We start from the raw sequence: 26,493 nt of genomic DNA, 5'->3' as shown, positions 1-26,493 counted from the left end.
CGGCCTCGCTCGCCGACGACGCGGTCAGCCACGGGAACACCGCCCCCGCCCGCCACGTTGTGGCCTGCAAGGGGCGCTCGCATCCCCTAGGGGATCTGTTCGAACGTCCCCTAGGGGATGCGAGCGCCGGCGCCCCTAGGCCCGGCGGAAGTTGAGGGTCTCCCCCAGGGCGCCGGCCCGCCACAGGTCCTGGCAGGCGTCCGCCATCCGGTCCAGGCCGTCGACGACCGCGCCCCACACGATGCCCGGCACCCAGCCCGCGTCCCCGTTGATCAGCAGGTTGTTGCGCTCGTAGAAGAGGGCGAGGTCGACGACGGTGGTGCGGCCCTGGTGCTTGGCGTCGTGCTCATAGCCGTAGGACGCGGTGGCCAACTGGGTCTCGCTGAAGGTGAAGTAGCACAGATCGCCGGGGATCGGGGTGATGGTCGGGTTCTCCAGCGGCGGCTCCTGAGGAGCGAACGGCGGGACGAGGGCATAGATCTCGTTGCGGGCGTATTTGGCGTGGTAGACATCGCCGCCGAGCGGGAGCGCGTCCCAGACGGCGTTACAGGTCATCGGAGCGCGGTCGTCGAGCAACTTGGCCGTACAGCTGACGCCGCGCTTGTCCAGGGAGACTTCGATGAAGCGATCGGTCATGTCCAGATCGTAGGCGGGCAATACCGGCTTACGGAACAAGTCTCACCGCTCGTATCACCCTCACCGGTATTGCCCCCGCCGATATCAAGGGCCGGAAACGATCGGCATATCTTCCAAGGGTTTCGGGTAGTCGCGCGCCCATGGCTCCACCACAGGGGAACACCTCAGATATCAAACGACCATCGACGGGCGGCATCCGTCGCCGCTCGCTGCTCGCGGGGGTAGCGGCGCTCGGCGCAGCAGGTGCGATAGGGGCGACCAGCTCCTGCAGCCGCGTGTCGACCGCCCAGGCCCAGGACGGCGGGCATCTGCTGGAGCGGCTGCGCGCGAAGGGCTCGGTGACGCTGGGACTGGCGGGCGAGCAGCCGTACGGCTACATCGGCGAGGACGGCAAGATGACCGGCTCGGCACCCACCATCGCCAAGGTGATCTTCAAACGGCTCGGAGTGCCCAAGGTCGAGCCCTTTCCGACCGATTTCGGCTCGCTGATCGTCGGGCTGAATTCCCAGCAGTTCGATGTGGTCGCGGCCGGGATGTACATCAATCCGGAGCGCTGCGAAAAGGTCATCTTCGCCGATCCCGAATACCAGATGCTGGACGCCTTCATCGTCCCCAAGGGCAATCCGCTGGGTCTGCACACCTACAAGGACATCGCCCGGAAGGGGGCGAAAATGGCGACCGGTGTGGGATATGCGGAAATCGGCTACGCCGAGGAGGCCGGGGTCAAGCACATCACCACGCTGCCCGACCAGCTGGCCGGCCTGCTCGCCGTCGAGCAGGGCCGGGTGGACGTCTTCGCCGGTACGGCCGTGACCGTACGCAATGTGGTCCGGCAGTCGAAGACCACCAAGGCCGAGGCGACCGGCGAGGTCACCCCGTATGTGAAGGGCAAGCCGGTCATCGATGTCGGCGGCTTCGCGTTCCGCACGCCGGAGACGCATCTGCGCGATGCGTTCAACCGTGAACTGCACAAGATGAAGAAGTCCGGCGAACTTCTGGACATCATGCGGCCCTTCGGGTTCACGAAGGAGCAGATGACGGAGATCACTGCCAAGGAGAAGTGCCGGCCATGAGCGATATCAGCTGGGGTTTGTGGGAACTCCTCCTCAACGGCGTGTGGATCACCGTCCAGTTGACCGTCTACAGTGCGGCACTCGGCGTGGTGGTGGCCTTCGGGATCGGCATCGCACGCACCCACCACCTGCGGATCGTCCGGTTTCTGTCCGGGGCCTATTTCGAGATCTTCCGTGGCACCTCCGCGCTGATCTTGATGTTCTGGATGTTCTTCGTGCTGCCGATGGGTTTCGGCTGGCAGCTGATCCCGATGTGGGCCGCGGTCCTGACACTGGGCCTGACCTACGGCGCGTACGGCTCCGAAGTCGTACGCGGGGCCATCGCGGCGGTCTCCCCCGGCCAGCGCGAGGCGGGCATCGCGCTCAGCTTCTCGCCCACGCAGCAGCTGCGGAAGATCGTCCTGCCGCAGGCCTGGCCGGAGATGATCCCGCCGTTCAACAACCTGCTGATCGAGCTGCTCAAGGGCACCGCACTGGTGTCGATCCTGGGTGTCCCCGACATCGCCTTCGGCGCGCAGCTGGTGCGCAATGCGACCACCCAGAGCGCGCCCGTCTACACGATCATCCTGGTCATGTACTTCGTACTGGCCTTCGTCCTGACCCGGGGGATGCGTGTGGTGGAGCGGCACGCCAAGGCAGGTATCGGCCAGGCCCCGCCGAAGCGGGCCGGTCTGACAACGAAGTTGAGCATCGGCAAGCAGTCGCGTCCGATCGGCCCGGTGGCCCGTACGGCCGCCGGCCCGGCCGTCGATGCCCCGGCGGAAGGTGATGTGTGATGACGTTCGACTGGTCCGCGGTCGGCGACTTCATGCCGATGTTCTGGCGGGGTGTCGTGGTCACCCTCGAGGTGCTGGCGCTCGGCTCGCTGATGGCCTTCGCGCTCGGTCTCGTATGGGCACTTGCCCAGCGCTCCTCTCTCAAGGTGGTGCGCTGGCCGGTGACCGCGGTCACCGAGTTCGTACGCAACACCCCGCTGCTGGTACAGCTGTTCTTCCTCTACTACGTCATGCCGGAGTGGGGCATCACGCTCACCGCCATGGTCACCGGTGTGATCGGGCTGGGCCTGCATTACTCGACGTACACCGCCGAGGTCTACCGCGCCGGCATCGACGGTGTGCCGGCCGGGCAGTGGGAGGCGGCGACCGCGCTGAGTCTTCCGCGCAGCCGCACCTGGATCGCGGTGATCCTGCCGCAGGCGATCCGCCGGGTCGTGCCGGCACTGGGCAACTACGTCATCGCGATGCTGAAGGACTCGCCGATGCTCTTCGCCATCGGTGTGCTGGAAATGCTGGGCGAGGCACGGCAGTTCTCGTCCGAGACCTTCCAGACCGTCGAGCCCTACACCGTCGTCGGTATCGCCTTCATCCTCATCGCCTACCCCGCTTCTCTTCTCCTGCGAGCCCTGGAGCGTCGCCTTGTCCGCTGACAGCACTCCCAACACTCCCAAGAACACCGCGAACGGGCAGGAGGTTGCATCCGGGTCCGGCTCGGGCGAGAGCACCAACCCCGCGGTCGACGGCAGCGAACTGATCCGCTTCGACAAGGTCACCAAGCGCTTCGGCTCGCACACCGTCCTCGACGCGCTGGACATGAAGGTCTACTCCGGCAAGCACGTCACCCTGATCGGCCCGTCCGGCTCCGGCAAGACCACGATCCTGCGCCTGATGATGACGCTGCTGAAGCCCGACGAGGGCACCATCATGCTCAACGGCGAATACCTCACCCACGAAAAGAAGGGCGACAAGCTCGTCCCGGCGAGCGACAAGCACAGCCGTCAGATCCGCAAGAACATCGGCATGGTGTTCCAGCAGTTCAACCTGTTTCCGAATATGAAGGTGCTGCGGAACATCACCGAGGCGCCGGTGCACGTCCTGGGGCTGGACAAGGACGCCGCGGAGGAGAGGGCCCGCGAGCTGCTGGACCTGGTGGGCCTGAGTGCGCACCTCGACAAGTACCCCACCCAGCTCTCCGGCGGCCAGCAGCAGCGGGTCGCCATCGCGCGGGCGCTGGCGATGCGGCCGCAGGTGCTGCTGCTGGACGAGGTGACCTCCGCGCTCGACCCGGAGCTGGTGGCCGGTGTGCTGGACGTCCTGCGGGACATCGCACACACCACGGACATCACGATGCTCTGTGTGACGCACGAGATGAATTTCGCCCGGGACATCTCCGACTGCGTGATGATGTTCGACGCCGGCCGGGTCATCGAGTTCGGCCCCCCGGAGCAGATCTTCACGGACCCCGAGCACGAGCGGACGCGGGAGTTCCTCAGCGCGGTGCTGTAGCGGGCGGCGTCCTGGAGGGCGGTCGGGGCGGCGGGCGCCCGGTTCGGTGAGCACTCGGTCCGGTGAGCACTCGGTCCGGTGGGCACGCGGTCCGGTGAGCACGCGGTCCGGTGCATGGCCTGCCTGGCCCTTTCCCTGGAGGGACGTCCGGCCGGATGGGATCCCTGCGACCACGGGGACTCGTGCGACTGATGTGACCGCGGCCCCCGCCAGTGCCACCGATGCGCCCCCCGCGCACGCCCACGCGCCTTCACATGCGCCCCCGTGCCGCGTACAACGGAGCCCGGCCCCCGCCGAAGGGCCGGGCTCCGGCACGTCGTGGGACATCACCCCGGCGCACCGTCAAACCCGTACCATGCCGCTGGCATATGCCAAGGAAACTATCCCCTGCACAGACGCGTGAACGGCATCGTCTTTCGGTCAAGACCCCCTCCATCGAAGGCCGTTGACCGCTATCGTGATACAAGCCCCGTTGCCGGGCACGGTCTGCGCACTGCGCTGCCGTGACCGCCGACGAGGTTTGACGACGCAAGCGGTAACAACCTGCTAGGGGGACACCGTGGCGCTGAAGCCCGAGCCGACCGCGCCGTTCCATTCGGTGCAGTGCGCCCTTCGCGTGCTCGAAACGATCTCCAGGCACGCCGGCGGCGTGACCGACGTACAGATCGCACGCGAAACCGGACTGCCCACGGGCCACCTCGCCCACATGCTGTCGATGCTGCGCCACGAGGGCTATGTGGAACAGGTCTCGGACGGCGCCTATGTCGTCGGCGAATCGCTGCTCCTGCTGGGCTCCGGCGCCGACCGGGACCACGCCCTGCGGGACAAGCTGCAGGTCACCCTCGACGAGCTGCGCGATTCGGTGGGAGCGGCGGTCTACATCAGCCGGTACATCGACGGCGAGGTCAAGATCCTGCACTACGCCGACGGACCGCTGGCCCCGAAGGTCAACGAATGGGCCGAATTCCGTCGTACCGCCCACGCCAGCGCGGTGGGCAAGTGTCTGCTCGCCCAGCTCGACCACGATGGCCGGAAAGACCACATCTCGCGCCACAAGACCGCCCGGCTCACCTCCCGGACGATCACCAACGAGAAGGTCCTCTTCCACAAGCTCGACAGCCAGCCGCCGACGGTCCCGGTGCTCGACCTCCAGGAGTACGCCGTCGGTACGGTCTGCGCGGCCGTGCCGATCACCGCCGGTTCGACGGTCGGCTGCCTCGCCCTGTCCATGCCCCTGGAGCACGCACACCGCCTGCGCCAGGCCGCCGACGCCCTCAACCGCAGGGCCGCTCCGGTACTGCTGTCGCTGGCGATCTGAGCGGGGAGGCGGGCGGCCGGGGTTCCCGGCATCTCCCGTGGCCCTTCGGTGGCCTGGGGGCGGCTCGTCCGGGCGTGGTCAGAAGCACCCCTTCGGACCAGGTAGTATTTCTTTCGTCAGCGCGCGCCGCTAGCTCAGTTGGTTAGAGCAGCTGACTCTTAATCAGCGGGTCCGGGGTTCGAGTCCCTGGCGGCGCACCTGTGAAGTGGGCGTTCTCGGTTCTCCGGGGACGCCCACTTCGGCGTTCCCCCGCGCCGGCCCTCACCTCTCCAGGAGGTGGGCGCGATCGTGTGCGCGATAGCCGGCCAGCAGCGCGGCACGGTCCTCCCCGGTGAAGCGGCGGTACGAGCTCCCGGCGGACGCGGCCGGTCCGGCGGCCCCCGGGCGGCCGAGCCCCATCGGCGTCCACCAGACCGGTTCAAAGCAGCGGAATCCGGCCCGGCGGAGGGCGACACGGTGCACCTTGCCGGTGGCCGTCACCGGGAGCTCGGCCACGGTCCGTACGAAGCGGGGCGCCATCTTCGTACCGAGATCGGGCTGGGCGGCGAGAAAGGCCACGAAATCCTCGGGGTCGAATACCGCGCCGTCCCGCAGCGCAAGGGTCGCCATCACCTGGTCCCCGGCGACGGGGTCGGGCACGGCGTACACGGCCGCACCGGTGGCCGGGGCGTAGCGGGCGAGGATGTTCTCGATCATCGCGGTGGCGAGATTCTCGCTGTCGACCCGCAGCCGGTCGTCCGTACGGCCCGCGAAGTGGAAGAACCCCTTGGTGTCCCGGAAGAAGAGATCGCCGGTCCAGTACCAGCCGGCACCGACCCGGCCCTCCAGGCGGCCGCGGGTGCGGGCGGCGGTGGCCTCGGGGTTGCGCCAGTAGCCCTCGAAGGAGCTGCGGCCCCGGTTGACCAGCTCGCCTATGGCCTGGTCCCCGTTCAGCAGCCGGCCGTCGGCGTCGAGGCGGGCGCGCGGCAGCTCGGCGCCGGTGTCCGGGTCGACGACGGCGAGATCGTCGTCGGGCGCGGGCCGTCCGATGGCACAGGGCGGGGTGTCCGGCGAGCGCTGGAGTGCGGCGCCGCCCTCGGAGGAGCCGTAGCCCTCTATCAGGCGCACCCCGAACCGGTCCGCGAAGCGGGCGGCATCGACGGCCCCCGCCTCGGTGCCGAATCCGGTGCGGAGCGGGTTGTCGCGGTCGTCGGGCGCGGCCGGGGTGGCGAGCAGGTACTGGACGGCTCGGCCGACATAGGTGAAGTACGTGGCGCCGTAGCGGCGGACATCGGGGAGGAAGGCGGAGGCCGAAAACCGGCGGCGCAGGGCGACGGCCGCGCCGCCGGCCAGCGCCGGGGCCCAGCCGGCGATCACCGCGTTCCCGTGGAACATCGGCATACACAGGTAGTGGACGTCGTCCCGCCGCACCCCGAGATACCCGACCAGCGAGTGCCCGGCGGCAGCCAGCCGCCCCTGTGTGCAGATGGCTGCTTTGGGTGCGCCGGTGGAGCCGGAGGTGAAGTAGAGCAGCATCCGGGAGGCGGGGGTGGGTGTGGTGGTGATCTCGTCGGGACGGGTGCCCTCGTACGGCTCGACCAGCGCGCGGTAGGCCGGGTCGTCCACGACCAGGACGCGCTCGGGCGGGACGGTGAGGCTCAGACCGGCCAGCAGGGGCAGGTGGGCGCGTTCGGTGATCAGCACGGCGCAGTCGGTGTGGGCGATGTCGCGGGCGAGCTCGGGGCCGCGGCGGGTGGGGTTGATACCGGCCACGGCGGCCCCGGCGAGCGCCGCCGCGCCGAGCCACAGCGGGTACTCGGGAACGTTGTCGAGCAGCACCCCGATGTGCGGCTCCGCCCCTCGCGGCAGCAGATCCCCGAACAGCGCCGCCCGTGCGGCCGCCCCGGCAGCCGTCTCATGGCGGGTGAGCGTGCCCTCGCCGGACTTCACGCCGGCCCGGTGATCGCCCCACTGCGCCCGTATCAGCTCCGCGATGGTCGTGGGGCCGCCGGCGCTTGGGGCGTTGCGGCTGGTGGTGATGGTGGTGGCTGCCATGGCGCCGGAGCGTAATTGACATAGCGTCAGATGTGGACCGTGCGGCGGCACCTCGTATCACCCGATTCGCCTCTCGAGTCACCTTTCGAGACACCGTCACGCCGCATCAAACCGTGGGTCCACAGGCAGGCCTCACGATGTCCAACCCACGGGTTGACGCCCCGAAATCGGGCCGGTCGTACCGTTGTTCACGTTCGAGCGAAGACACGGGAGTGCACCAGAGCGTGCGCAGGAACGGGGGATGCAATGACGGCGGTACGGGCGGCGGGAACGGGTCTGGCGGCGCATCGGGGGGCCTCCCCGGGGGAAGGCAGGGAGGCCCCGACGGGCGATGTCAGGAGAGATCGACGTCCGAGCAGGCGTAGAACGCGTTGCCCGTGTCGGCGATGTTCCATACGCCCAGGATGATGTGGCGCCCCGACTTCTGGGTGGGCACGGTGCCCTGATGCTGCACCGTCTCCCCCGGCCGTGCGCCGCCCATCGGCACGGTCATGAACGGCTCGGGTTCGAGGTCGGCGCGGGTGAGCGGCTTGGTGGGGTCGTAGCTGTCCTTGGTGATGAAGTACTCGAAGTCCGCGGTGGAGTGACGTGCGGTCAGGCGCCAGGTGAAGGTGTAGCCCTGGCCCGGGGTGAGCTTGGTGCCGGGCCACTTGCCGCCGCGGGGGTCGTCGAGTTCGGCGAAGTTGTCGTGCCCGCCGGAGCAGATCTTCCCGTCGGCGGGCCCGCCGGCCGGGAAGCCCTTGGGGGCCTCAACGCTCTGCGGTTCGTACTGAATCGCACCGCAGTCCTTGACCGTCCCGTTGGCGCAGAGTGCCTGCCGGCTGGGAGGGGCGTCGCTGTAGCCGTGACTGGAGGCGCTGCCCGTCGAGAGAAGGGAGACACCGACGACGCCGAGGCCGATCACGGCAGCACTGATCCTTTTGCGCATGCTTCGCTCCTGAAGAACGTGGGGGGAGTTCCATGAGCTCGTGATGTGCGGTCTAGACCAAACGGCAGATTAATGAGGGGAGTTGAGCATGTCCATACCAATGACAAGCAAGGGCGATGAGAGACGGCTGATCTGTGCCTTTGGCGTCGGCCGATCTCGCCTTGGGCGTCGGCGGCCCTGGAGGAGGGCACCACGTTTACCGGGAGCGTTCAGCGACCCTTGCCCTTGGTCCTTGGGCTCTTAGCCCTTGCCCCCTGCCCCATCGCTCCGCGCCTCCCGCTCCCCGCCCCGCTCCCCTCCGGGACCTACGGCCCCGCTGGCAGCCGAGTGGCGCTATGCCGCAGCAGGGACGGAAGTGGCTGGTGCCGGGTGGGCGGCGGTGTGGACGAGAGAGCTGTAGGTGCGGCGGAGGGCTATGAGGGATTCCTGGGCCTCGCGGTAGGTGGCGGCGTCGGGGCCGCCCCGGTGGGCGAGGGTGCGGACCGGGGCGCAGTGGCGGTCCATCGCGCTCAGCCAGGCGCGATGGGGTGCCGGGAGGTGGCGGCGCAGATGCTGACGCCTGCCGTCGCCCGGTCGGCGGCCGCCGACGCCCAGTACCGCGTCGGCGGCTTGGAGGACGGGCGGCTCCAGGGCGCCCTGTTCGGCGAGGGCGGCGAGGACCGCGCGCTGTTGCGGGGTCGTGGGGGCGGCTGCCAGCTCCGCGGCCTCGGAGCGGAGCTGGGCGCGCAGGGCGTGCTGGACGCGGACCAGGCGGCGCAGGGCCGTCGGAGTGGAGGAGTCGTCGGGGGCCCGGCCGGCGAGGGTTTCGGCGAGCCGGAAGAGCCAGATGCCGTGGGCCTCCAGGCGGGTCGCAGCCAGCATCAAGCGGTCCAGGCGGCTGAGCGGCTGTCCCTCCGGTGCCCAGCGGACGATCGGTACGAGCGGTTCCGTGCGGGCCAGTTGGTCGATGGGGATGTGCTTGCGCGGTTTGCGTTCGGGGGCCCAGTTGCGGAGCGCGAGGGTGGGCAGCGCGACGAACTGGTCGTGGTCGATGCGATGGGCGACCGCCGCCCACAGGTCGAGGAACGCCTCGTCGGCGATCCGGCGGGCGGCCGGGGCCTGCGGGTCGAGGCCGTTCCAGCCGCAGGAGACCGCGATCACGGCAACGCGCATCGCCGCGGCCTCCGCGTTGCGCGGCGAAAGGCGGGAGACGCGTTGCCGCAGAGCGCTCAACTCTTCGGCGTGGTGGGCGCGTTCCACGATGGCGATGGCGGCCTCGCGGCCGGGGGCGAGGGCCGCGGCGCGGGCCAGGGCGTCCAGCCGGGTCCAGGTTCCGATCATGGAACGGACCGGGGGACGTTCGGGAAGGAAGCCGTGTGCACGGGCGTCGTGCGGCGAGGATCCGCACGGTGGCGAGGAAGGAGAGGAGGTGGTGTCCGCGTCGGCGTCGGTGACGTCGTCCGCGGGGCGTCGCAGGGGGGTTCGCTGCGTGGGCGGTATGCCGAGGCGAGGACCGGTCGCGGTCGTCGTGTCGGGGCCGGCCGGCATCGCGAGGCCGGGGTCTGTCGTCGTCATGGTGGTCGTCATCAGTGCTTTCCCGCGAGGAGCCGGGCCAGGTGGGTGTCTATGTCGAGGTATTCGTCCTCCCGGCCGGGCGGAACGATGGCCGCGGTCTGCTCGAGCCATGCGGTCAGCTCCGTTGCCCGTGCCGACAGCTCGCAGACGCTGTCGTCGGTGGACAGTTCGATGTGGATGCGGCGCTGCCCGCCCGGTTCGCGGAACGGCCACACCCGTACATCTCCTTCTCCGGTCTCGTCGCGCAGGCCGCCCAGCAGCAGATCGCGGGCGAACAGCCAGGTGGCGACCGACCGGCCGCGAGTTATGAAGTCGACCTCGACCTCATACGGGCGGTCGCTGCGGTAGCTGAACCGGCCGGCCACCGGGACCGCGTCGTGCGGTCCTATGAGGAGCTGCATCTCAAGGGTGCGCTTGGCTGTCGACACCACGACGATCAACCTTTCCGAGGAGGGGCGAGTCCCGGGAGACCCGTTTCCGGGGCGCGCGTCCTAGCAGACGTTGACGCGCGCGGTGGGGTTGCTAGAGGTGGAGGAGGAGTGACGGACGCCATCCGGGGACGGCATCCCTGGAGTCCCCGGATGGCCGGGGCACGGGGGCGGGCCCGACGAGGTCGCGCCGTCGTCGGGACCGTCGTACGCGCGCCCGGGGGAGATCGGCCCGGCCGCGGCGGGAGGGGAAACCAGCGGTCCGGGGCCAGGGGGCCGCGGGCCGGTGAGCCGAGCGCCGGCGAATTCGGGCCCGGTGATTGCGCCGGAAGTGGGCGTGGCGCAGGCTTCCGGGGGCCGCCGTCCGCGACCGTCCCGGTAGCCGCTCCGGCGGCTGCCTGTGACACTTCCCGGCGCTGCCATGCCAGTTCCCTCCGGGCTCGTCGAGGCTTCCCGTACAGCTGTCACCTCGGCTTCGGGGACCGCTTGCCGCGGCGACGGCCTCAGCCTCTCAACCGGCGGTGGAGAGCGCACGTTGACGGGCAAGCGGCGATCTACGGCGACGGACTCGATCTTCACAGGCCCCTTCGGACGTGGCGTTGGCCGAAGGTCCCGACATCACGGGACTTTCGGCCGGGCGAACCGAGGGCGCGACCGCGCGCGTGTCGCAGGTCACACACGCTGTGCGTGTGGGTGGTTCGGACGTGGGTACGGAGCACCCCCGAAGTTCGTGTAAAGTTCTTCAGGTCAGCGCGCGCCGCTAGCTCAGTTGGTTAGAGCAGCTGACTCTTAATCAGCGGGTCCGGGGTTCGAGTCCCTGGCGGCGCACGTAAGACTGAGGCCCCTCGCCATGCGAGGGGCCTCAGTCATTGGGGCCTCAGGCCTCAGGCCTCGCGCCCGCCGGTCACGGCGGTGGCGAGCGGGACGAGCGCGGCCGCGACGGCCGTCCAGACGCGCCAGCCGCCGTCGGCCGGGAGCAGCAGCGCGCCCGTCGCGGCTGCCGACAGGGTCAGGCCGAGGAGTGTCCGCCGCGGCACGATGCGCGGCCAGAGGCTGCCGAAGTCCAGCAGACGGACCCTGCGACCGGCATCGACGGGGACCGGGCCGCGGGGCAGGACGGCGACCCGTACGGCCTCGGCGCAGGGGACGCGGCCCGGGAGCTGCCAGCCGTCGTCCGCGACGAAGTCGGCCGCGCACTGTCCCTTGGGCTCGGCGGCCGCTTCCTTGGACGCGGCCGGGCGCCACAGCAGCCAGCCATCCACGCCGACGAGCAGCGGGGACGCCAGTGCGTGCGAGGCGATCAGCCTGAGGGGGACGTCGCCCGCCTCGGTGCGCAGGGTCAGGCAGTCGTAGCGGTCCGGCTTCTGCTCCTCCCCCTTCGCGGTGCGGGTGCGGGGTTCGACGTACTCGGCCGTGCCGGTCACGGTGGCGCGCAGGGCGAGCCAGCCGGCGTCGACGCGCCGCCTCCGGTGCTGGGCTCCGAGGCCCGTTCCCAGAAGGAGCCCCGCCAGGCCGAAGAAGGCCCAGAAGGCGACGAAGAAGCCGGCACCGCCCGGCTGGGTACGGCCGGCCAGCTGGGCCTCGACGGTCGACCGGGCCGTGGCGCCCACCGCGCCCAGTCCGGGCCGCTCGGGCGCGTAACCGACCAGGAAGGTCTCCCCCGCCTCGCCGACGCCGTTGTCGACCTCCGCCCGGAAGGTCGCGGGCACGCCCTTGCCGCCGTCGGGTGCGGGCAGCCGGACGGTGTAGTCGGCCTCGGAGTCGGCCCGGGGGCTGCTGCCCGCGCGCTCCACGTTGCCGACCGCGACAACCGGCAGCTCCTTGATCACATAGCCGGCGGCGGCGATGCGGCCCGCGGTGGGGCTGCGGTCCGGTTCGGCGGCCGCCAGGGCCCAGAGCAGAATGACGGCCGTGGGGACGGCGATGCCCACGGCGACGAACCGCGCGGAGGTCCACCAGGAGGCGGCGAGCTTCGCGGGCACCGGTGCGCCGGGGCCGGCCGTGGAGGTGCGGGCCGCGTCCAGCGCCAGCTCGTACGCGCGCTGCGGTGTCACCCGGCCGGTGGCCAGGGCATGACCGGTGAGGGCCAGCAGGCAGGCGGCAAGCGCCGCGAGGGCGGCCCATACGACGGCGGTGCGCAGCGTTCCCACACCGAGGAAGAGCCAGCCGGCGGTGAGCACGAGGAGAGCGGGCGGACCTAGCGCGACGGCGCACCGGCCGAGCCATACGGCGCCGGGGTGCCCCGGGCCGGGTGGGGAGGACCGCGGCAGGGCCTCCGCTTCAGCGTTGTCCCTGTGTATGCCGTCCGCCACGACGCCCCCCCGTTTCCGTCGGCCCGGCGAGGGATCCGGGCGTCCCCGCGCCGGTCCGCCGGGCCCCGCGATGTCCAGTGCTGCCGGCCGGAGGCGGACTTTACCAACGCCAGGCCATAGCTTTACCGGTCGGGGACGGCGGTGCAGCCTCCTCAGCTCTCGTACCCCTCTCCTCAGCTCTCGTCCCCGCTGCCCCCGCCGTCCCGTTCGCGCCGGAGCCGCAGCCGCAGCCGCAGCAACTGCCCCGCGACAACCAGGAGCGCGCCCCCGGCCAGGACGAGGCCGACGGCCGACGTGCTGCTCAGCTCGCCGTTGGCGGCGGCCTGTTCGGAGAACGGTGACCGGTGTGCCGGGCGGCCGGGGGCGGTGGCGGCGCGGCCGGCCCGTACGGAATCGGGGGAATGAGGGACGGCGGTCCGGGTGCCCCGGGCCGTCGCGGTGGCGGGGGTGACGGAGACCGTGCCGGTCCTGGTGCCGTTCTCGGCCCCGGCGTACGCGGGCGCCGTCGTCACCACACATGCCGCGACGGCGGCACAGAAGGTCAGTTGCGGTGAGCCCATGGTGCACCTCCGAATACTCCGAAGGTCCGCCCCTGCGAGGCGGTCCGCATCCGGGACGGCCCGGCACTGCACCGTTCAAGTGAGTGTCCGGGGCGTCCCGCCGGGCGGGCAGGCCGGGGCGGCTCAGACCAGGTCGATCAGGTCCGCGATGGAGTCGACGACGCGGGAGGGCCGGAACGGGTGCCGGTCGACCTCCTCGGGCCGGGTCAGACCGGTCAGCACCAGGAACGTCTCCATGCCCGCCTCCAGACCGGCCAGCACATCGGTGTCCATCCGGTCGCCGATCATGGCGGAGGTCTCGGAGTGGGCACCGATGACGTTCAGTCCGTGGCGCATCATCAGCGGGTTGGGCTTGCCGACGAAGTACGGCTCGACGCCCGTCGCCTTGGTGATCAGGGCGGCCACCGAGCCGGTGGCGGGCAGCGGCCCCTGGGGGGAGGGGCCGGTCTCGTCGGGGTTGGTGGCGATGAACCGGGCGCCGTCGTTGATCAGCCGGATCGCCTTGGTCAGCGCCTCGAAGCTGTACGTGCGGGTCTCGCCGAGGACGACGTAGTCCGGGGCGTGATCGGTCAGGACGTAGCCGATGTCGTGCAGGGCGGTGGTCAGACCCGCCTCCCCGATGACGTGGGCGGTGCCGCCGGGCCGCTGCTCGTCCAGGAACTTCGCGGTGGCCAGCGCGGACGTCCAGATCGACTCCCAGGGCACGTCCAGCCCGATCCGGCTCAGCCGGGCGTGCAGATCACGCGGGGTGTAGATGGAGTTGTTGGTCAGCACGAGAAAGGGCTTGCCCGAGTCGCGCAGCCGCTTGATGAATTCGGAGGCCCCGGGAACCGGCACGCCCTCGTGCATCAGCACGCCGTCCATATCGGTGAGCCATGACTCGATCGGCTTGCGCTCTGCCACTGCCGGACTCCTGCCGTACGTGTAGACCCGTTGCGCCGGCCGCCCGCCGTGGGCCACCCGGTGACCCACGGCTCGTACACGCGGACGACGTGCCCACCCTAAGTCAGGGGGCCGGAACCATGCCCCCGCAGATCACGGGGAATCCGGGGCGGCCGTGCCGAGCCGGACCCCGTCGAGCGCCCAGTACCAGTTGTTGCCCCCGGTGTAGCGGAACCGGAATTGGACGGTCCGGGCCCCGGCCGGAATCCCGAGCTCCAGCGTCTCGGACCGGGCCACGGCGTCTGCGGTGTACGTCTTGAGGGAGACCGCGGGGCCGCCGTCGTAGGAGACCAGGACCTCGGCCTTCTGGCTGCCCTCCTGGAGGTAGTGAGTGGTGTAGGTGAGGGCGGCCGGGGTGGCGCCGGTGAGCGGCCAGGCCGGGGTGATGAGGGTGGAGTCGAAGGTTCCGGTGACGGGTCTGTCGGACCATTCGTCGCCGTCGGCGACCGCGAAGACGCCGCGGGCGCGGACGTTGGACTCGCGCTGCTGGTCAGGGGCGGCCTTGGTCCAGAACTCGTCGGTGGTGAAGGACCAGCCGCGCCACTCGGTGACGCCTCCGCCGCCCATGGTGCGGTTGTCGACCGACCAGCCGGCGGGTGGAGTGTGGGTGAAGCCCCGTACGGAGCCGTCCACGCCCGTTTCGTCGACGGCCTTGCCCAGTTCGGGGCGCAGGGCATCGAAGTCGTCGGCGAAGGATTCGTGGAGGGGGCGGCCGTCCAGCTTCCAGGCGGGGTCGGCGGGGATGCCCAGGTGGTGGAGGGCGGTGGCGGCGATGTCGACGATTCTGACGTCGTGGCGGAGGGTGCCGGCGGGAAGGCCGGCACCGGCGGCGATCACAAAGGTCTGGCGCTCGGCCCAGGTGGAGCCGCCGTGGCCGCCGGAGTCGGTGTGGCCGTGGTCGGCGGTGACGAGGACGAGCCAGCTCTCCCCGGCGTGGGCGGGGCGGGACTCCAGGGCCGCGAGCAGCTCGCCGATCTGGGCGTCGGCCTCGTGGAGGGCGTCCAGATACGCCTGGCTCGCCGCGCCCGAGGAGTGGCCCGCGTGGTCGACGTTGTCGAGCTGGACGAAGACCGCGTCGGGGTTGCCGTCCCTGAGCTGGGCGACGGCGCGGGCGGTGGTGCCCTTGTCGTACTCCGCGCCCGGGGTGGCGACGCGGGTGTCGACCTCGGCGGAGAAGATCCGGTCGGGGATGGGCGCCCAGGAGGCGATGGCGTAGGTACGCAGGGCCGGGCGGGCGCGTTCGATGCGGGTGAGGAAGTCGGGGTAGGTGGTGTAGTCGGCGCCGGTGAAGCTGTTGTCCTTGACGCCGTGTTTGTCGGGCCAGACGCCGGTGATGATCGTCGACCAGCCGGGGGCGGATTCCGTCCGGGCCATGGGGTTCGCGTAGAGGCTGGTCGGAGCGGTGATACCGGCGGCCATCAGGCCGTCGAGGGCGGGGGTGTCGGCGTCCTTGACGCGGTCCAGGCGGCCGGCCCCGTCCAGGCCGATGACCAGGACCTTGGGGGTGGCCGAGCCGCGGGCGGCGGCCCGGGAGAGGCCGGCGAAGGGGCCGGTGGCGAGGGCGGCGAGGGCCAGCCCGCCGGTCGCACCGGTGAGCCAGGCCCGGCGGGATATCGCTGACGACATGGGGATCCTCCGAGGTGTGGAGAGTGGGCGGCGCACTCGCGTGGGCGCGCAAGTTGCGCATGTCGCGCATACGCCAACTCCCTGGCGAAGCAGGGGAGTTGGTACGGGCTGGTGCGGACCTCATGGTGGATGCGAGCCCGAGGCGTGGACCAGACCCGTTACGTTTTCGTGACCAACAGTCGCCGTTCAGCTGCCCGTAGCCGTCTTCCAGGCGTCGATGTAGCTGTCCAGGTTCTTGTCGATGTCGTTCCAGTCGGGCCGGAAGATCTCGACACCGTTCATGATCTTGGCGAGGGCGGTGGCGTTGGCGTCGGTGGCCTCGATGTCCGTGCGGGCGGCGAAGCCGCCGCCGACCGAGGAGACCTCCTTCTGGACGTCCTCGGAGAGCAGATAGTCCAGGAACTTCTTGGCGTTGGCGGCATGCGGGGCGTTCTTGACCAGGCCCGCGGCGTAGGGGAGGGCGAAGGTGGTGGGCGCTCCGCCGGGCTTCGCGGCGGGGAAGAAGATGCCCTGGTGGGGCATGGACTTCAGGTTGGCGTAGTTCATCTGGACGTCGCCGTTGGCGACCAGGAGTTCGCCCTTGTCGGTCTTGGGGGCGAGCTGGCCGGTGGAGGAGGACGGGCCGACGTTGTTGGCCTGGAGCTTCTTGAGGAACGTCATGGCGGGGCCCTGGCCGCCGAAGTCGTGCATGGCCTTGATGAGTACGGCGGTGCCGTCGCCCGCGACGCCGGGGGTGGAGTACTGGAGCTTGTCGCGGAACGCGGCGTCCGTCAGATCGGCCCAGGTCTTGGGGGGCTGCTGCAGTTTCTGCTTGTTGTAGATGAAGCAGAAGTAGTTGTTGACGACGGAGGTCCACTTGCCGTTCGGGTCCTTGTCGGCGGCCGCGACCTGGTCCGAACCCTTGGGGCGGTAGCTGTCCAGGAGGCCCTTGCCGTCGGCCTGTTGGATGAACGGGGGCAGGGTGACGACGACGTCGGCCTTGGTGTTGGTGCGTTCGCGGGCCACCCGCTGGACGGCGGCGCCGGAACCGCTCTCGACGTAGTCGACCTTGATGCCGGTCTTCTTCTCGAAGTCCTTGAAGACCTTGTCGTAGAAGCCGTCGCCCTTCTCGCTCTTGAGGCCGTCGGCGCTGTAGACGGTGATCTCCTTGGCGTTCGGGTCGGCGGAGGAGGCGCCGCCGCAGGCGGTGAGGGACGCGCCGAGGACGAGGGCGCCGCAGCAGGCGGCGAGCGGCTTGCGGAGGGGGCGGGACATGAGGGGGCGGGACATGCCGGTGCAACTCCTAAGAGGTTCACGGTGTTCAGAAAGGTGAGGAGGAAGGAGAGAAAGGAGAACGGGAGGGGGGAAGGGATGGCGAAGCGGGCTAGCGGTAGGAGGCCCTGGTGCGGATGCGGGAGACGGCGAGAAGGACGAGGAGGGTCGTGGCCATGAGGGCCACGGCCAGCGCGGCGCCGGTGAAGAGGGAGCCGCGGTCGGTCGCGGCGAAGACATGGACCGGGAGGGGCATCCAGTCCGGGGGATAGATCATCATCGTGGCGCTCAGCTCGCCCATGGAGAGCGCGAAGCAGAGGCCCACGGCCGCGGTGAGGGACGGCAGCAGCAGCGGGAGCTTGACCCGCCACAGGACGTACGCGGGGCGGGCGCCGAGGCCGGCGGCGCACTGTTCGTACGCCGGGTCGAGGCGGGCCAGGGCGGCCGTCACGGACTGGTAGGCGAAGGCGGTGACCAGCACGGTGTGGGCGATGATCACGATCCCCGGGGTGCCGTTGAGGAGGAAGGGGCGCTGGGAGAAGGCGACGAGCAGGGAGAGGCCGACCACGACGGAAGGGACGGCCACCGGGAGGAGGAAGAGGGCGTCGAGGAGACGGCTGGTGCGCCGGCCGAGCTTTTCCGCCGCCAGGGCGGCCCAGGTGCCGGCGGTGAGGGCGGCCGCGCCGGCGGCGAGCGCGGTCAGGACGCTGGTGATCAGGGCGTGGAGGGAGTCGCCCCGTGCGATGTCCTGATAGTGCGTCAGGGTCAGGCCGGAGGGGAGGGCACCGCTCCAGCTGGTGGCGAAGGACGCCCCGACGATGACGAGCAAGGGGAGCGCGAAGACGGGAACGAAAAGGAGGAAGAAGAGGGCGTGGACGGCCCGGCGGGCGGCCTTGCTATGCACCAGCACGACGCGGCTCACCTCCTGTGCGTGACGGTGTGCGGGACGGGGATCCCGCGCTCGTACGGGACGCCACGGCCCGGTAGAGGGCGTAGAGCGCGACGGACAGTGCGATGTTGAGGACGGCGACGACGCAGGCGCCGGTGTAGTCGCCGTCGAGGATGGCCTTGGAGTAGACGAGCACGGGGAGGGTGACGACGTCCTTGGCGCCGGTGAACAGCACGATCCCGAACTCGTTGAGGCACAGGACCAGGACCAGCGCGCCGCCCGCGGCCAGCGAGGGCAGTGCCTCGGGCAGGATCACGGCCCGGACGATCCGCCAGGGCCGGGCTCCCAGTGACGCGGCGGCCTCCAGCTGTCCGGTCTCCACCTGGGAGAAGGCGGCCAGCAGGGGGCGCATCACGAACGGGGTGAAGTAGGTGACCTCGGCCAGGAGCACTCCCCAGGGGGTGTGCAGAAAGTTCAGCGGGCCGCTCGCCGCGCCCGTCACGTCGGTCCACAGGCCGTTGGCCACGCCGACGGTGCCGTAGAGGAACAGCAGCGCGAGGGTGATCAGGAAGGAGGGGAAGGCGAGGAAGAGGTCGGTGAAGCGGCTGAGGGCCTTGCCGCCGGGGAACGGCACAAAGGCGATCACCAGGGCGAGCGCCAGGCCCAGGAGCAGGGCGCCGACGGTCGCACCGACGGCTGTCAGCACGGTGTTGGTGAGGGCTTCGCGGAAGGAGGCCTCGGCGAGGACGGTGGCGTAGGGGGCGTACGAGGCCGTGGAGGGGCCGCCGTCTTCCGGGGTGAAGGACTGCCGTACCACCAGGGCGAGGGGGTAGAGGAAGACCAGTGCGAGGGCGGCGACGGGCGGGAGGGCCCACAGAGTTCGCCGGGCTGCCCTGCTGCGGGACGATCGGGCCGGGTTCGGAACCGTCGCCCGGCCTGTCTGCGGGCTAGCCATGCCGGCTCCCGGTCCCGCTGAGGCCGGCCCGGCCGGCCTCCTGCTTGCCGGTCCACTGCCCGCCGGCTCCCCACCCGCGGGTCCCCTCCTCGGCGGCCCCGTTCCCGAGCGCCCCGACCCCGCCTGCCCCGCCCTCATATGTCCCGTCGCCGCCGATTCCCTCCGGGATGAGGACGCCGTCCTCGGGCGCGAAGTGCAGCGCGATCTCCTCGCCGAGGGCCGGGGTTTCCCGCAGTTCCCGCAGGTCGGCGATGATGCGGTGGCCGTCGACGTCCACTTGCAGGCGGTGCGTCGACCCCCGCCACTGGACCTCGGTGATCCTGCCGCGGAGCGTGTTGCCGTCCCCTGCGGGACTCTCGCCGAGGCCGACGAGATGGGGGCGTATGCACAAGGTGGCAGTGGCGCCCTCGGCCACACCGGCCACCGGGACCGTCAGCGCCCGGCCGGCGAACCGTACGCCGTCGCCCGCCACCGTGACCGGCAGCAGATTCGCGCTGCCGACGAAGGATGCGGTGAAGGCGGTGCGCGGGCGCCGGTAGAGCTGCTGCGGGGTGCCGCAGTCGCGCAGCCTGGCCTTGTCCAGCACGGCGATCCGGTCGGCCAGGGTCAGCGCCTCGACCTGGTCGTGGGTGACGTAGAGGATGGTGACGTCGGGCAACTCCCGGTGCAGTCGGGCGAGTTCGGCCAGCATGCCGGAGCGGAGCTGCGCGTCGAGGGCGGAGAGCGGTTCGTCGAGAAGCAGGACGCCGGGGCGGATGGCCAGGGCGCGGGCGATGGCGACGCGCTGCTGCTGGCCGCCGGACAGCTCGCGGGGGTGCCGGCCGGCATAGGTGGCCATACCGGTCATCTCCAGCGCCTCGGCGACCCGTCCGGCGATCTCGGCGCGCGGCACCTTCTGCGCCCTCAGACCGAAGGCGACGTTCTCGGCGACCTTCATATGCGGGAAGAGCGCGTACTGCTGGACGACCATGCCGATGCCGCGCCGGTACGGCGGCAGCCCGGTGACGTCCCGGCCGCCGATCAGCACCCGTCCGGAGACCGGCCGGACGAAACCGGCGACCGTCCGCAGCGCGGTGGTCTTGCCGGAGCCGGACGGGCCGAGCAGGGCCATCACCTCGCCCGGTTCGACGGTCAGGGAGAAGGAGTCCAGGACCGTGTTCCCGCCGTGCCGGCCATAGGCGACGGACACCTCGTCGAAGCGGATCCCGGCCTCCGGGGCGGCGCCCATGTCAGATCACCCCCAGCAGGGCGGGGAGTTCGGCGACCGAGCCGAGGATGTGGGTGGCACCCGCCGCGGTCAGCTGCGCGGTGTCGTGCGCCCCGGTGAGCACCCCGGCCACGGTCCCGGCGCCCGCCCGGCGTCCGGAGAGCATGTCGTACGAGGTGTCGCCGGCGACCGCGATCCGGCGTACGTCATCGGCGGCGCCGGTGCGCAGCAGGGCGGCCAGCACCATGTCGGGGTAGGGGCGGCCGCGGCCGCCCGCGTCGGCCGGGCAGAGCGTCAGTGCGACCAGGCCGCGCCAGCCGAGCGCATCGAGGATGGCGTCCTGGGTGACGCGCGCGAAGCCGGTGGTGAGGACGACGGTGCGGCCCGCGGCCCGGAGCGCCTCGATGGCCTCGCGGGCGCCGGGGACGGGGGCGATCCGGCCGCCGTCCACCAGCTCCCCGTACGCCTCCTCGAAGGCCTGGTTGGCGCGCCGGGCCGCGTTCTCCTCGCCGAACAGATGCCGGAAGACGGAGATCTTGGACTCGCCCATGGTGGCGCGGACATGGGCGAGCTTCTGTGCGTGGTCCGCGCTGCCCGGCTCGACGCCGAGGCGGCGGGCAGCGGCGTCGAAGGCCAGCTCGACCAGGCCGCCGTCGGCGACGGTCGTACCGGCCATGTCGAGGACGACCAGCTCGGCCGCGCTCGGCGTACCCGGCTCCGGAGTGGCTGTGTTCTCGGTCAAGTCCCTCACCATCCCAGTTCGTTCGCGGTGGTCTCGGCGATGGCCGGCGAGCAGGTCATGCCGCGGCCGCCGGGCCCGGTGACCAGCCAGACGCCGTCGCGGGCCTGCTGCCGGTGGACGACGCGGGAGGTGTCGGTGCACTGCGCGTACACCCCGGCCCAGCGGCGGCGGATGCGCGGCAGCGGGCGGCCCAGGAGCGACTCGACGACGCCGGTCAGATGCTCGTACGGCTCCTCGACGGTGTCGAAGGCGAACGGTGTCTCGTACTCGTGGGTGTCGCCGATGGTCAGTCCGCCGTCGGCGCGCTGGACCATCAGCAGCTGCATCCTGTGCTCGGCGGCGGTCGGCGCCTGGGCCTGGCCCGCGTTGAGTGCGTCCAGGGCGTCGCTGCGGTACGCCGGGTAGTAGCGGAAGCTGTCGGCGTCGGCGACGGAGGTGGTCAGCGGCTCGCCGAGCGGGTCGGTCTGCATCATCTGGAGGCGTACGCGGCGCACCGGCAGGTCCGGGATCAGCTCGCGGACCAGTCCGCCGAGCCAGGCGCCGGTGCACAGGATGACCGCGTCGCCGTGGTGGATCTCGCCGTGGTCGTCGCGTACGGAGCGCTCGCCGGTCACCTCGCGCACCTCGCGGCCGCCGAGGTAGGTGTACCGGCCGGACGTCAACAGCTCGTCCTTCAGGGCGCGTTGGGCGAGGCGCGGTTCCACGGCGGCATCCCGCTCGCACCACAGGGCGCCGGTGAACCCGCCGCGCAGTGCGGGGTTCAGCTCGCGGGCCTCGTCGGCGGTCAGCAGCCGGTAGCCGCGGGCGGCCGCGTCGGGGCGGCGGGTGGCGGCCTCGGCGACGGCCCGCTCCGCCGCGTTCCTGACGAGGGTCAGCGAGCCGATGGCGCGGAAGCCGAGCCCGGGGACCCGGGCGCCGATGCCCTCCCACAGGTCGCGGGCGCGCAGCGCGGTGGCCAGCTCCTCGCCGCCGGCCCGGCCGCTGACCCAGATCTGCCCGAAGTTACGGACCGAGGCGCCCCGGGCCTCGGCCTCCCGCTCGATGTGCAGGACCTCATGGCCCCGTTCGACCGCTTGCCAGGCGTGCATGGTTCCCAGCACCCCGGCTCCGACAACTATGACTCGCATGCCCCAGACGGTCGTGGCGGCGGGTGGCCCGGAACGGTCCGGTCGGCGACGCAACGGTGAACAGGGCCTCAAACTTGGCCTAGACCCGTTATCTTTTCGTGACTTATGAGAGGCGCCCATGGACCAGGGGACGGGCGGGGCCGCCTCAGCCCGGCGCCGGCCCGCCCAGGTGGGTGGTGAACGAGAACCGGTCCCCCCGGAAGAGGGACCGCACCCGCTCCAGGGGACGGCCCTCGGTGTCCCGCGACAGCCGGTGGATCAGCAGCATGGGCAGCGCACCGGGCGTGCCGATCAGCAGGGCCTCGCGCGGGGTGGCCAGTACCGTCTCCAGGCGCTCGTCCGCATCGCCGAAGCCGATGCCGAGCCGGTCGTGGAGGTAGGCGTAGAAGGACGAGTCCGGTGTGAAGTCGGTGTCCAGGGCGGGGACGCGGCCGACCGCGACATAGGTGCTCTCCAGTCCGACCCGTTCGTCGTCGGCGAGCAGCACCCGTTCCATGTGCCAGACGGGATCGCCCACTTGGAGCCCGAGGTCGCCGGCGAGGGGCGCCGGGCACGGGAAGCGGTCGAGGCCGACGAGATGACGGCCGGGGGTGCGGCCCTGGAGGCGGACCCCCTCGGTGTAACTGGCGAGGGAGAGCGGCTGCTCCATCTTGGGGCCCGCGACCACCGTGCCGCGCCCCAGGCGCCGCAGCCGTCCCTCCAGGATCAGTTCGCGCAGGGCCTGGCGCAGCGTCTCTCGGGACACCTCGAAGCGCAGCGCCAGATCGCGCTCCGCGGGCAGCGGCTCGCCCTCCCCCAACTCCTTGAGCAGCGCGGCGATTTCGACCTTCGCCGCGTAGTACTTGGGGATGCGTCCGTGCTCGGGGATGCCGGCCCGGACGGGTGCGCCAGGTTCCTGGCCGTACTCGTACTCCACCTGGTGATCCTCGCATTACGCAGGGATCCCCGGCCCCGGGGCCCCGCCCGGTCAGCGGCGCAGGCGCCGGGCCCCGGCCCGCAGGAGGGCACCGCCGGTGAACAGGCCGGCGGCCAGCAGGGCGAGCGCTCGTGCGGGGCCCTGCGCGGTGGCGGCCAGTTCCGGCGGTGCGGCGGGGGCCGGGGGCGCGGAGTGCTCGGGGAAGGCGTCCGGAGAGGTCTCCGGCCGGGTCCTGGGGAGCGCCTCCGGGGAGGCGGGCGTGCTGTCCGCCGCCTGGACGGCGAAGCGGTAGCCGCCGGACTGGCCGGTCCATTCGCCGTCGCTGCCGCGGCGCTGGACGGTGGTGACGGTGGCGGTGATCCGGTCCGGGGCGGTGTCCGGGGCGAACCGCAGCCGGACCGGGACGGTGACCGTCCCGTTGGCGGGGACGGACAGCCCGCCCCCGGGGCCGTCGGCGCCCCGCTTGGCGAACACCCCGATCTGTTCGTCGCGGTCGGTGGCCTCGAAGGGGACCGGGCGCCAGTCGCCGCCCGCCGGATCGCGGTACTCCAGCCGGATCCGCTCGGGACGCAGGCCGTGGCGGGCGGCGGCGAGGACGACGACGGGGTGGATGTCCTCGCAGGCGGCGCCGGTGGTGTTGCGCAGTTCCAGCCGCCAGGTGCGCCAGTCGCCGCCCGCCCGGTAAGCGGCCGGGCCGCCGTACACCCGCGAGGCGAGGGGGAAGTCCGGGCTGTCCGGGCGGCCGCAGGAGAGGGGACCGAGCGGGGACGCCTGCGCGCAAGCCGCGCCCAGGGCGGCGGTCGTGCCGAGTACGCCGCCGAGCAGACCGACGGCGAGCGCCTTCCGTACGGTGCGCGGGTGGCGTTCGCCGGGCGGCTGCATGGCGGTCGGTCCTCCACTGCTCGGAAGGGCTCGGGGGCCTCGGGCTCGGCTCGTGTCCGGGTCGGTCGTCCTTGAGGACCCTGCCACGCCTGCCCCGGGCCACCCGGCGCATACGGCGGCGATGCGCCCGACCGGCCGACGGATCCCGCCTGATCAGCCGACTTTCCGCCGATTACGGTGGGCGGGGCATCGCGGTCGGCGGGGCCGGGCGGCCACTCCGGCCGGCCCCTACGGGACGTCCGGCATGCTCGCCTGCGGGACGTCCGCGCGCGCCGCGAGGCCCGGATGCCGCGGCCCGAACAGCGGCGCCAGCACCAGCTGCGCCGCCCCGTCCGCGACCGTCCGCGCGCCGCCCGGGGCGATCGACACCGGCACCTCGGCGCCCGCCCCGGTGCGCGTACGGGCCCGATCGGCAAGCACCTGGGCCACACCCCCCACGAACCCCTCGGGGTTCTCCAGTACGGTGCGCCCGCCGAGCAGCACCCGGTCGATATCGAGCAGTTCCACCAGGTTGGCCGCGCCCACGCCCAGCACCCGCGCCGCCTCCGCCAGATCGCCGCGCGCCACCGCCGCCAGGCACAGCGCCTCGACACAGCCGCGCTTGCCGCAGCCGCACACCGGCCCGTCCAACTGCACCACCTGATGGCCGAATTCACCGGCCCCGGTGCGCGCCCCCCGGTACAGACCGCCGCCCAGCACCAGCCCGGCGCCGAGCCCCGTCCCCAGATGCAGATACGCAAACGATCCGGCGCCCTCACCTGTCCCGGCGCCCTCCCGTATCCCCTGCGCCAGGCCGAGTGCTGCCGCATTGGTGTCCTTGTCGAGGACGACGGGCAGGCCGAGCCGCTCGGCGAGCGCGTCCCGCAGGGGGAAGCCGTCCCACCGGGGCGCGCCGGTGACGCGGTGCAGCACCCCCGCGGTGTGGTCCAGGGGGCCGGGGCAGGCGACCCCCGCGCCCAGGACGAGCGGCCCGCCGGCCCGTTCCCGCAGCGCCGCCACCTCCCGTTCGACGGTGGTCAGCACCCGCTCGGCGCCCGCTTCGAAGGCGAGCGGGGCGCGGCGCACCGCGACCGGTTCGCCCGCGAGATCGGCGAGCACGGCCGTGAGCTCATCGCGGTCCAGGTGGAGGCCGATGGCATGCCGGGCGCCGGGGACCAGCCGCAGGACCGTCCGGGGCTTGCCTCCGGTCGAGGCGCGGCGGCCCGCCTCGCCCGCCAGGCCGTCGGCCCGCAGCCGCGCGGTGATCTTGCTGACGGCCTGCGGGGTCAGCCCCGTGGCCGCGGCCAGCTCCAGGCGGCTGACACCCTGCTCCCCCGCCGCCCGGAGCAGCCCGAGCACCAGCGCGGCGTTGTGCCCACGCAGCGCGGGGAGGTTGGCGCCCGGATTGCCGCCCGGTCCGTTGCCCGTCATGCCACCCGCCATGCCGCTTGCCGTGCCACTTGTCACCCCGCTGGTCGCCCCACTCGTCACCCCCTCATTGTCCCCAGCGCTTGCACTTTGGCAACAGCGTTGCTTAAGTGGACGTCATGAGCGAGTTGAGTGACGAGCACACCCCCCGGGCCCCGCTCCGCGTCGGCCTCATCGGCTACGGCCTGGCCGGCTCCGTCTTCCACGCCCCGCTGATCGCCGCCACCGAGGACCTGGTCCTCGACACCGTCTCGACCGCCAACCCCGAGCGGCAGGCGCAGGCCCGCGCCGAGCATCCGCAGGTCCGCACGGTCGACACCCCCGAGGCCGTGCTCGACCGCGCCGCCGACCTCGATCTGATCGTCCTGGCGAGCCCGAACAAGACCCATGTACCGCTCGCCACCGCCGCCCTGAAGGCCGGGCTCCCGGTCGTCGTCGACAAGCCGCTGGCCGCGACCGCCGCGGAGGCCGAAGAGCTCGCCGCGCTCGCCGCCGACCGCGGCCTGCTCCTCTCCGTCTTCCAGAACCGCCGCTGGGACAACGACTTCCGTACGGTCCGCAAGCTCGTCGAGGACGGCACCCTCGGCGAGATCCAGCGCTTCGAGTCCCGCTTCGAGCGCTGGCGGCCCCAGCCCAAGGGCGGCTGGCGCGAATCCGGCGACCCGCTGGAGATCGGCGGACTCCTCTACGACCTCGGCAGCCACCTGGCCGACCAGGCGCTGACCCTCTTCGGTCCGGCCGTCTCCGTCTACGCCGAATCCGACATCCGCCGGCCGGGTGCCCAGGCCGACGACGACACCTTCATCGCGATCACCCACGCCAACGGCGTCCGCTCCCACCTCTGGGTGAGCGCCACCGCCGCCCTGCTGGGCCCGCGCTTCCGGGTGCTGGGCAGCAAGGCGGGCTACACGAAGCACGGCCTGGACCCCCAGGAGGCGGCACTGCGGGAGGGCCTGCGGCCCGGCACCGAAGGCGCGGAGTGGGGCGTGGAACGGAAGTCCTCCTGGGGCCGGATGGGCGCGGGGGCGTCCCCGCGGATGGGGGGCGGCGAGCCGGTGCCGACCCTGCCGGGGGACTACCCCGCGTACTACGCCGCCATCGCCCGGGCGTTGCGCGATGGCGGCGAGCCGCGCGGCGGGCTGGTTGCCGCTGCGCGGGGCTGTCCGGCAGCGGCACCGGGCTTACACGGCTCCGCCGCTACAGCCCGGCACCTCCCCGTTGAGGGTGGGAGAAGACCCGTGGGGGTGCCCGTCGTCCCGTACGCACGCGCAGTGGGAGTGGGACGCTCGCCCCCACCCTCCTCACCCCCCACCGTCGGGAGGGGACGGACCGCAGGACGAAGTCCGGAGGGCCGGCACCGCGGCCGACAAACAACCCCCGCCCGCCGCCAGGCGCAACGGCGAAACACCCCTACGGCGGGACAG

At 71.8% G+C, this 26,493-nt stretch carries 23 protein-coding genes, 2 tRNA genes and 1 pseudogene; 8 read left to right on the top strand and 18 right to left on the bottom strand.

Going from position 1 to position 26,493, the window contains the following annotated elements:
* Positions 1 to 135 precede the first annotated feature (135 nt).
* Positions 136 to 636, bottom strand: coding sequence for a DUF3830 family protein (locus ADL29_RS09815; protein WP_053923360.1), 501 nt, complete (start codon positions 634 to 636; stop codon positions 136 to 138).
* Between the two features lie 140 nt (positions 637 to 776).
* Between ADL29_RS09815 and ehuB the strand changes: the two genes are divergently transcribed.
* The 6 genes from ehuB (at position 777) to ADL29_RS09785 (ending at position 5,506) form a co-directional block, all read left to right on the top strand.
* A complete protein-coding gene (gene ehuB, locus ADL29_RS09810; protein WP_053923284.1) occupies positions 777 to 1,709 on the top strand; it encodes an ectoine/hydroxyectoine ABC transporter substrate-binding protein EhuB in 933 nt (310 codons plus the stop codon).
* Positions 1,706 to 2,485, top strand: coding sequence for an ectoine/hydroxyectoine ABC transporter permease subunit EhuC (ehuC, locus tag ADL29_RS09805; RefSeq protein ID WP_046931196.1), 780 nt, complete (start codon positions 1,706 to 1,708; stop codon positions 2,483 to 2,485). Before ehuB ends, ehuC begins: the two co-directional genes overlap by 4 nt.
* Complete coding sequence (gene ehuD / locus ADL29_RS09800; protein WP_046927889.1) at positions 2,485 to 3,135, top strand: ectoine/hydroxyectoine ABC transporter permease subunit EhuD; 651 nt, start codon at positions 2,485 to 2,487, stop codon at positions 3,133 to 3,135. The genes ehuC and ehuD overlap by 1 nt, the downstream gene beginning before the upstream one ends.
* Before the next feature lie 100 nt (positions 3,136 to 3,235).
* Complete coding sequence (gene ehuA / locus ADL29_RS09795; protein ID WP_046931195.1) at positions 3,236 to 3,991, top strand: ectoine/hydroxyectoine ABC transporter ATP-binding protein EhuA; 756 nt, start codon at positions 3,236 to 3,238, stop codon at positions 3,989 to 3,991.
* 559 nt (positions 3,992 to 4,550) lie between these two features.
* Complete coding sequence (locus tag ADL29_RS09790) at positions 4,551 to 5,309, top strand: IclR family transcriptional regulator (RefSeq protein WP_053923283.1); 759 nt, start codon at positions 4,551 to 4,553, stop codon at positions 5,307 to 5,309.
* Positions 5,310 to 5,432: 123 nt separating this feature from the next.
* Positions 5,433 to 5,506, top strand: a tRNA-Lys gene (locus ADL29_RS09785).
* A 64-nt stretch (positions 5,507 to 5,570) separates the two neighbouring features.
* On the opposite strand, the gene ADL29_RS09780 is transcribed toward ADL29_RS09785, so the two are convergent.
* From ADL29_RS09780 to ADL29_RS09765, 4 genes are all read right to left on the bottom strand, one after another.
* Positions 5,571 to 7,343 (bottom strand): AMP-binding protein, encoded by a 1,773-nt coding sequence (locus ADL29_RS09780; protein WP_053923282.1) that lies wholly within the window; start codon positions 7,341 to 7,343, stop codon positions 5,571 to 5,573.
* A 334-nt stretch (positions 7,344 to 7,677) separates the two neighbouring features.
* Positions 7,678 to 8,271, bottom strand: coding sequence for a lytic polysaccharide monooxygenase auxiliary activity family 9 protein (locus tag ADL29_RS09775; protein WP_046927886.1), 594 nt, complete (start codon positions 8,269 to 8,271; stop codon positions 7,678 to 7,680).
* 333 nt (positions 8,272 to 8,604) lie between these two features.
* Positions 8,605 to 9,837, bottom strand: a complete 1,233-nt coding sequence (locus tag ADL29_RS09770; RefSeq protein ID WP_245689264.1) for a hypothetical protein — start codon at positions 9,835 to 9,837, stop codon at positions 8,605 to 8,607.
* A complete protein-coding gene (locus ADL29_RS09765) occupies positions 9,837 to 10,256 on the bottom strand; it encodes an SsgA family sporulation/cell division regulator (RefSeq protein WP_046927885.1) in 420 nt (139 codons plus the stop codon). Before ADL29_RS09765 ends, ADL29_RS09770 begins: the two co-directional genes overlap by 1 nt.
* A gap of 751 nt (positions 10,257 to 11,007) precedes the next feature.
* On the opposite strand from ADL29_RS09765, the gene ADL29_RS09760 reads away from it, so the two are divergent.
* Positions 11,008 to 11,081 (top strand) — tRNA-Lys (locus tag ADL29_RS09760).
* Positions 11,082 to 11,137: 56 nt separating this feature from the next.
* On the opposite strand, the gene ADL29_RS09755 is transcribed toward ADL29_RS09760, so the two are convergent.
* From ADL29_RS09755 to ADL29_RS09695, 13 genes are all read right to left on the bottom strand, one after another.
* On the bottom strand, positions 11,138 to 12,565 hold the full coding sequence (locus ADL29_RS09755) for a hypothetical protein (RefSeq protein ID WP_157878435.1): 1,428 nt from the start codon (positions 12,563 to 12,565) through the stop codon (positions 11,138 to 11,140).
* Between the two features lie 173 nt (positions 12,566 to 12,738).
* Positions 12,739 to 13,125, bottom strand: a complete 387-nt coding sequence (locus ADL29_RS09750) for a hypothetical protein (RefSeq protein ID WP_053923280.1) — start codon at positions 13,123 to 13,125, stop codon at positions 12,739 to 12,741.
* Positions 13,126 to 13,248: 123 nt separating this feature from the next.
* Positions 13,249 to 14,028 carry an HAD-IIA family hydrolase gene (locus ADL29_RS09745; protein ID WP_046927882.1) on the bottom strand — a complete coding sequence of 260 codons (780 nt, stop codon included), beginning with the start codon at positions 14,026 to 14,028 and terminating at the stop codon, positions 13,249 to 13,251.
* A gap of 132 nt (positions 14,029 to 14,160) precedes the next feature.
* On the bottom strand, positions 14,161 to 15,693 hold the full coding sequence (locus ADL29_RS09740) for an alkaline phosphatase family protein (RefSeq protein ID WP_053923279.1): 1,533 nt from the start codon (positions 15,691 to 15,693) through the stop codon (positions 14,161 to 14,163).
* Positions 15,694 to 15,879: 186 nt separating this feature from the next.
* Positions 15,880 to 16,962 carry a 2-aminoethylphosphonate ABC transporter substrate-binding protein gene (locus ADL29_RS09735; protein ID WP_425424212.1) on the bottom strand — a complete coding sequence of 361 codons (1,083 nt, stop codon included), beginning with the start codon at positions 16,960 to 16,962 and terminating at the stop codon, positions 15,880 to 15,882.
* Positions 16,963 to 17,056: 94 nt separating this feature from the next.
* Positions 17,057 to 17,854 carry an ABC transporter permease gene (locus ADL29_RS09730; RefSeq protein ID WP_053923358.1) on the bottom strand — a complete coding sequence of 266 codons (798 nt, stop codon included), beginning with the start codon at positions 17,852 to 17,854 and terminating at the stop codon, positions 17,057 to 17,059.
* Positions 17,841 to 18,788 carry a 2-aminoethylphosphonate ABC transporter permease subunit gene (locus tag ADL29_RS09725; RefSeq protein ID WP_078970861.1) on the bottom strand — a complete coding sequence of 316 codons (948 nt, stop codon included), beginning with the start codon at positions 18,786 to 18,788 and terminating at the stop codon, positions 17,841 to 17,843. The genes ADL29_RS09730 and ADL29_RS09725 overlap by 14 nt, the downstream gene beginning before the upstream one ends.
* Positions 18,781 to 20,016: an ABC transporter ATP-binding protein gene (locus tag ADL29_RS09720; RefSeq protein ID WP_078970860.1), complete on the bottom strand. Its 1,236-nt coding sequence runs from the start codon at positions 20,014 to 20,016 to the stop codon at positions 18,781 to 18,783. The genes ADL29_RS09725 and ADL29_RS09720 overlap by 8 nt, the downstream gene beginning before the upstream one ends.
* Before the next feature lies 1 nt (position 20,017).
* Positions 20,018 to 20,749: a phosphonatase-like hydrolase gene (locus ADL29_RS09715; RefSeq protein WP_053923278.1), complete on the bottom strand. Its 732-nt coding sequence runs from the start codon at positions 20,747 to 20,749 to the stop codon at positions 20,018 to 20,020.
* Complete coding sequence (locus tag ADL29_RS09710) at positions 20,743 to 21,864, bottom strand: TIGR03364 family FAD-dependent oxidoreductase (RefSeq protein WP_053923277.1); 1,122 nt, start codon at positions 21,862 to 21,864, stop codon at positions 20,743 to 20,745. Before ADL29_RS09710 ends, ADL29_RS09715 begins: the two co-directional genes overlap by 7 nt.
* 145 nt (positions 21,865 to 22,009) lie before the next feature.
* On the bottom strand, positions 22,010 to 22,780 hold the full coding sequence (locus ADL29_RS09705) for a GntR family transcriptional regulator (protein WP_053923276.1): 771 nt from the start codon (positions 22,778 to 22,780) through the stop codon (positions 22,010 to 22,012).
* A 51-nt stretch (positions 22,781 to 22,831) separates the two neighbouring features.
* Complete coding sequence (locus tag ADL29_RS09700) at positions 22,832 to 23,662, bottom strand: hypothetical protein (protein ID WP_053923275.1); 831 nt, start codon at positions 23,660 to 23,662, stop codon at positions 22,832 to 22,834.
* A gap of 228 nt (positions 23,663 to 23,890) precedes the next feature.
* Positions 23,891 to 25,072: an ROK family transcriptional regulator gene (locus ADL29_RS09695; protein ID WP_063788427.1), complete on the bottom strand. Its 1,182-nt coding sequence runs from the start codon at positions 25,070 to 25,072 to the stop codon at positions 23,891 to 23,893.
* Between the two features lie 116 nt (positions 25,073 to 25,188).
* Between ADL29_RS09695 and ADL29_RS09690 the strand changes: the two are divergent.
* Positions 25,189 to 26,199, top strand: a pseudogene (locus tag ADL29_RS09690) (Gfo/Idh/MocA family protein); the annotation flags it as partial.
* Positions 26,200 to 26,493 lie beyond the last annotated feature (294 nt).

This window comes from Streptomyces chattanoogensis, from assembly GCF_001294335.1.
In the GTDB taxonomy this organism is placed as follows: Bacteria; Actinomycetota; Actinomycetes; order Streptomycetales; family Streptomycetaceae; genus Streptomyces; species Streptomyces chattanoogensis.
The sequence above is the reverse complement of the archived record's forward strand: the minus strand, read 5'-3'. Positions and strand labels throughout refer to the sequence as shown.

Coding starts and splice junctions, on each gene's coding strand:
- ehuD (WP_046927889.1), top strand. CDS start 2,485: ATGACGTTCGACTGGTCCGCGGTCGGCGACTTCATGCCGATGTTCTGG.
- ADL29_RS09740 (WP_053923279.1), bottom strand. CDS start 15,693: ATGTCGTCAGCGATATCCCGCCGGGCCTGGCTCACCGGTGCGACCGGC.
- ADL29_RS09715 (WP_053923278.1), bottom strand. CDS start 20,749: ATGGTGAGGGACTTGACCGAGAACACAGCCACTCCGGAGCCGGGTACG.
- ADL29_RS09710 (WP_053923277.1), bottom strand. CDS start 21,864: ATGCGAGTCATAGTTGTCGGAGCCGGGGTGCTGGGAACCATGCACGCC.
- ADL29_RS09720 (WP_078970860.1), bottom strand. CDS start 20,016: ATGGGCGCCGCCCCGGAGGCCGGGATCCGCTTCGACGAGGTGTCCGTC.
- ADL29_RS09775 (WP_046927886.1), bottom strand. CDS start 8,271: ATGCGCAAAAGGATCAGTGCTGCCGTGATCGGCCTCGGCGTCGTCGGT.
- ADL29_RS09770 (WP_245689264.1), bottom strand. CDS start 9,837: ATGACGACCACCATGACGACGACAGACCCCGGCCTCGCGATGCCGGCC.
- ADL29_RS09700 (WP_053923275.1), bottom strand. CDS start 23,662: ATGCAGCCGCCCGGCGAACGCCACCCGCGCACCGTACGGAAGGCGCTC.
- ehuB (WP_053923284.1), top strand. CDS start 777: ATGGCTCCACCACAGGGGAACACCTCAGATATCAAACGACCATCGACG.
- ADL29_RS09735 (WP_425424212.1), bottom strand. CDS start 16,962: ATGTCCCGCCCCCTCATGTCCCGCCCCCTCCGCAAGCCGCTCGCCGCC.
- ADL29_RS09750 (WP_053923280.1), bottom strand. CDS start 13,125: ATGGGCTCACCGCAACTGACCTTCTGTGCCGCCGTCGCGGCATGTGTG.
- ADL29_RS09815 (WP_053923360.1), bottom strand. CDS start 636: ATGACCGATCGCTTCATCGAAGTCTCCCTGGACAAGCGCGGCGTCAGC.
- ADL29_RS09780 (WP_053923282.1), bottom strand. CDS start 7,343: ATGGCAGCCACCACCATCACCACCAGCCGCAACGCCCCAAGCGCCGGC.
- ADL29_RS09725 (WP_078970861.1), bottom strand. CDS start 18,788: ATGGCTAGCCCGCAGACAGGCCGGGCGACGGTTCCGAACCCGGCCCGA.
- ehuC (WP_046931196.1), top strand. CDS start 1,706: ATGAGCGATATCAGCTGGGGTTTGTGGGAACTCCTCCTCAACGGCGTG.
- ADL29_RS09695 (WP_063788427.1), bottom strand. CDS start 25,072: ATGACGGGCAACGGACCGGGCGGCAATCCGGGCGCCAACCTCCCCGCG.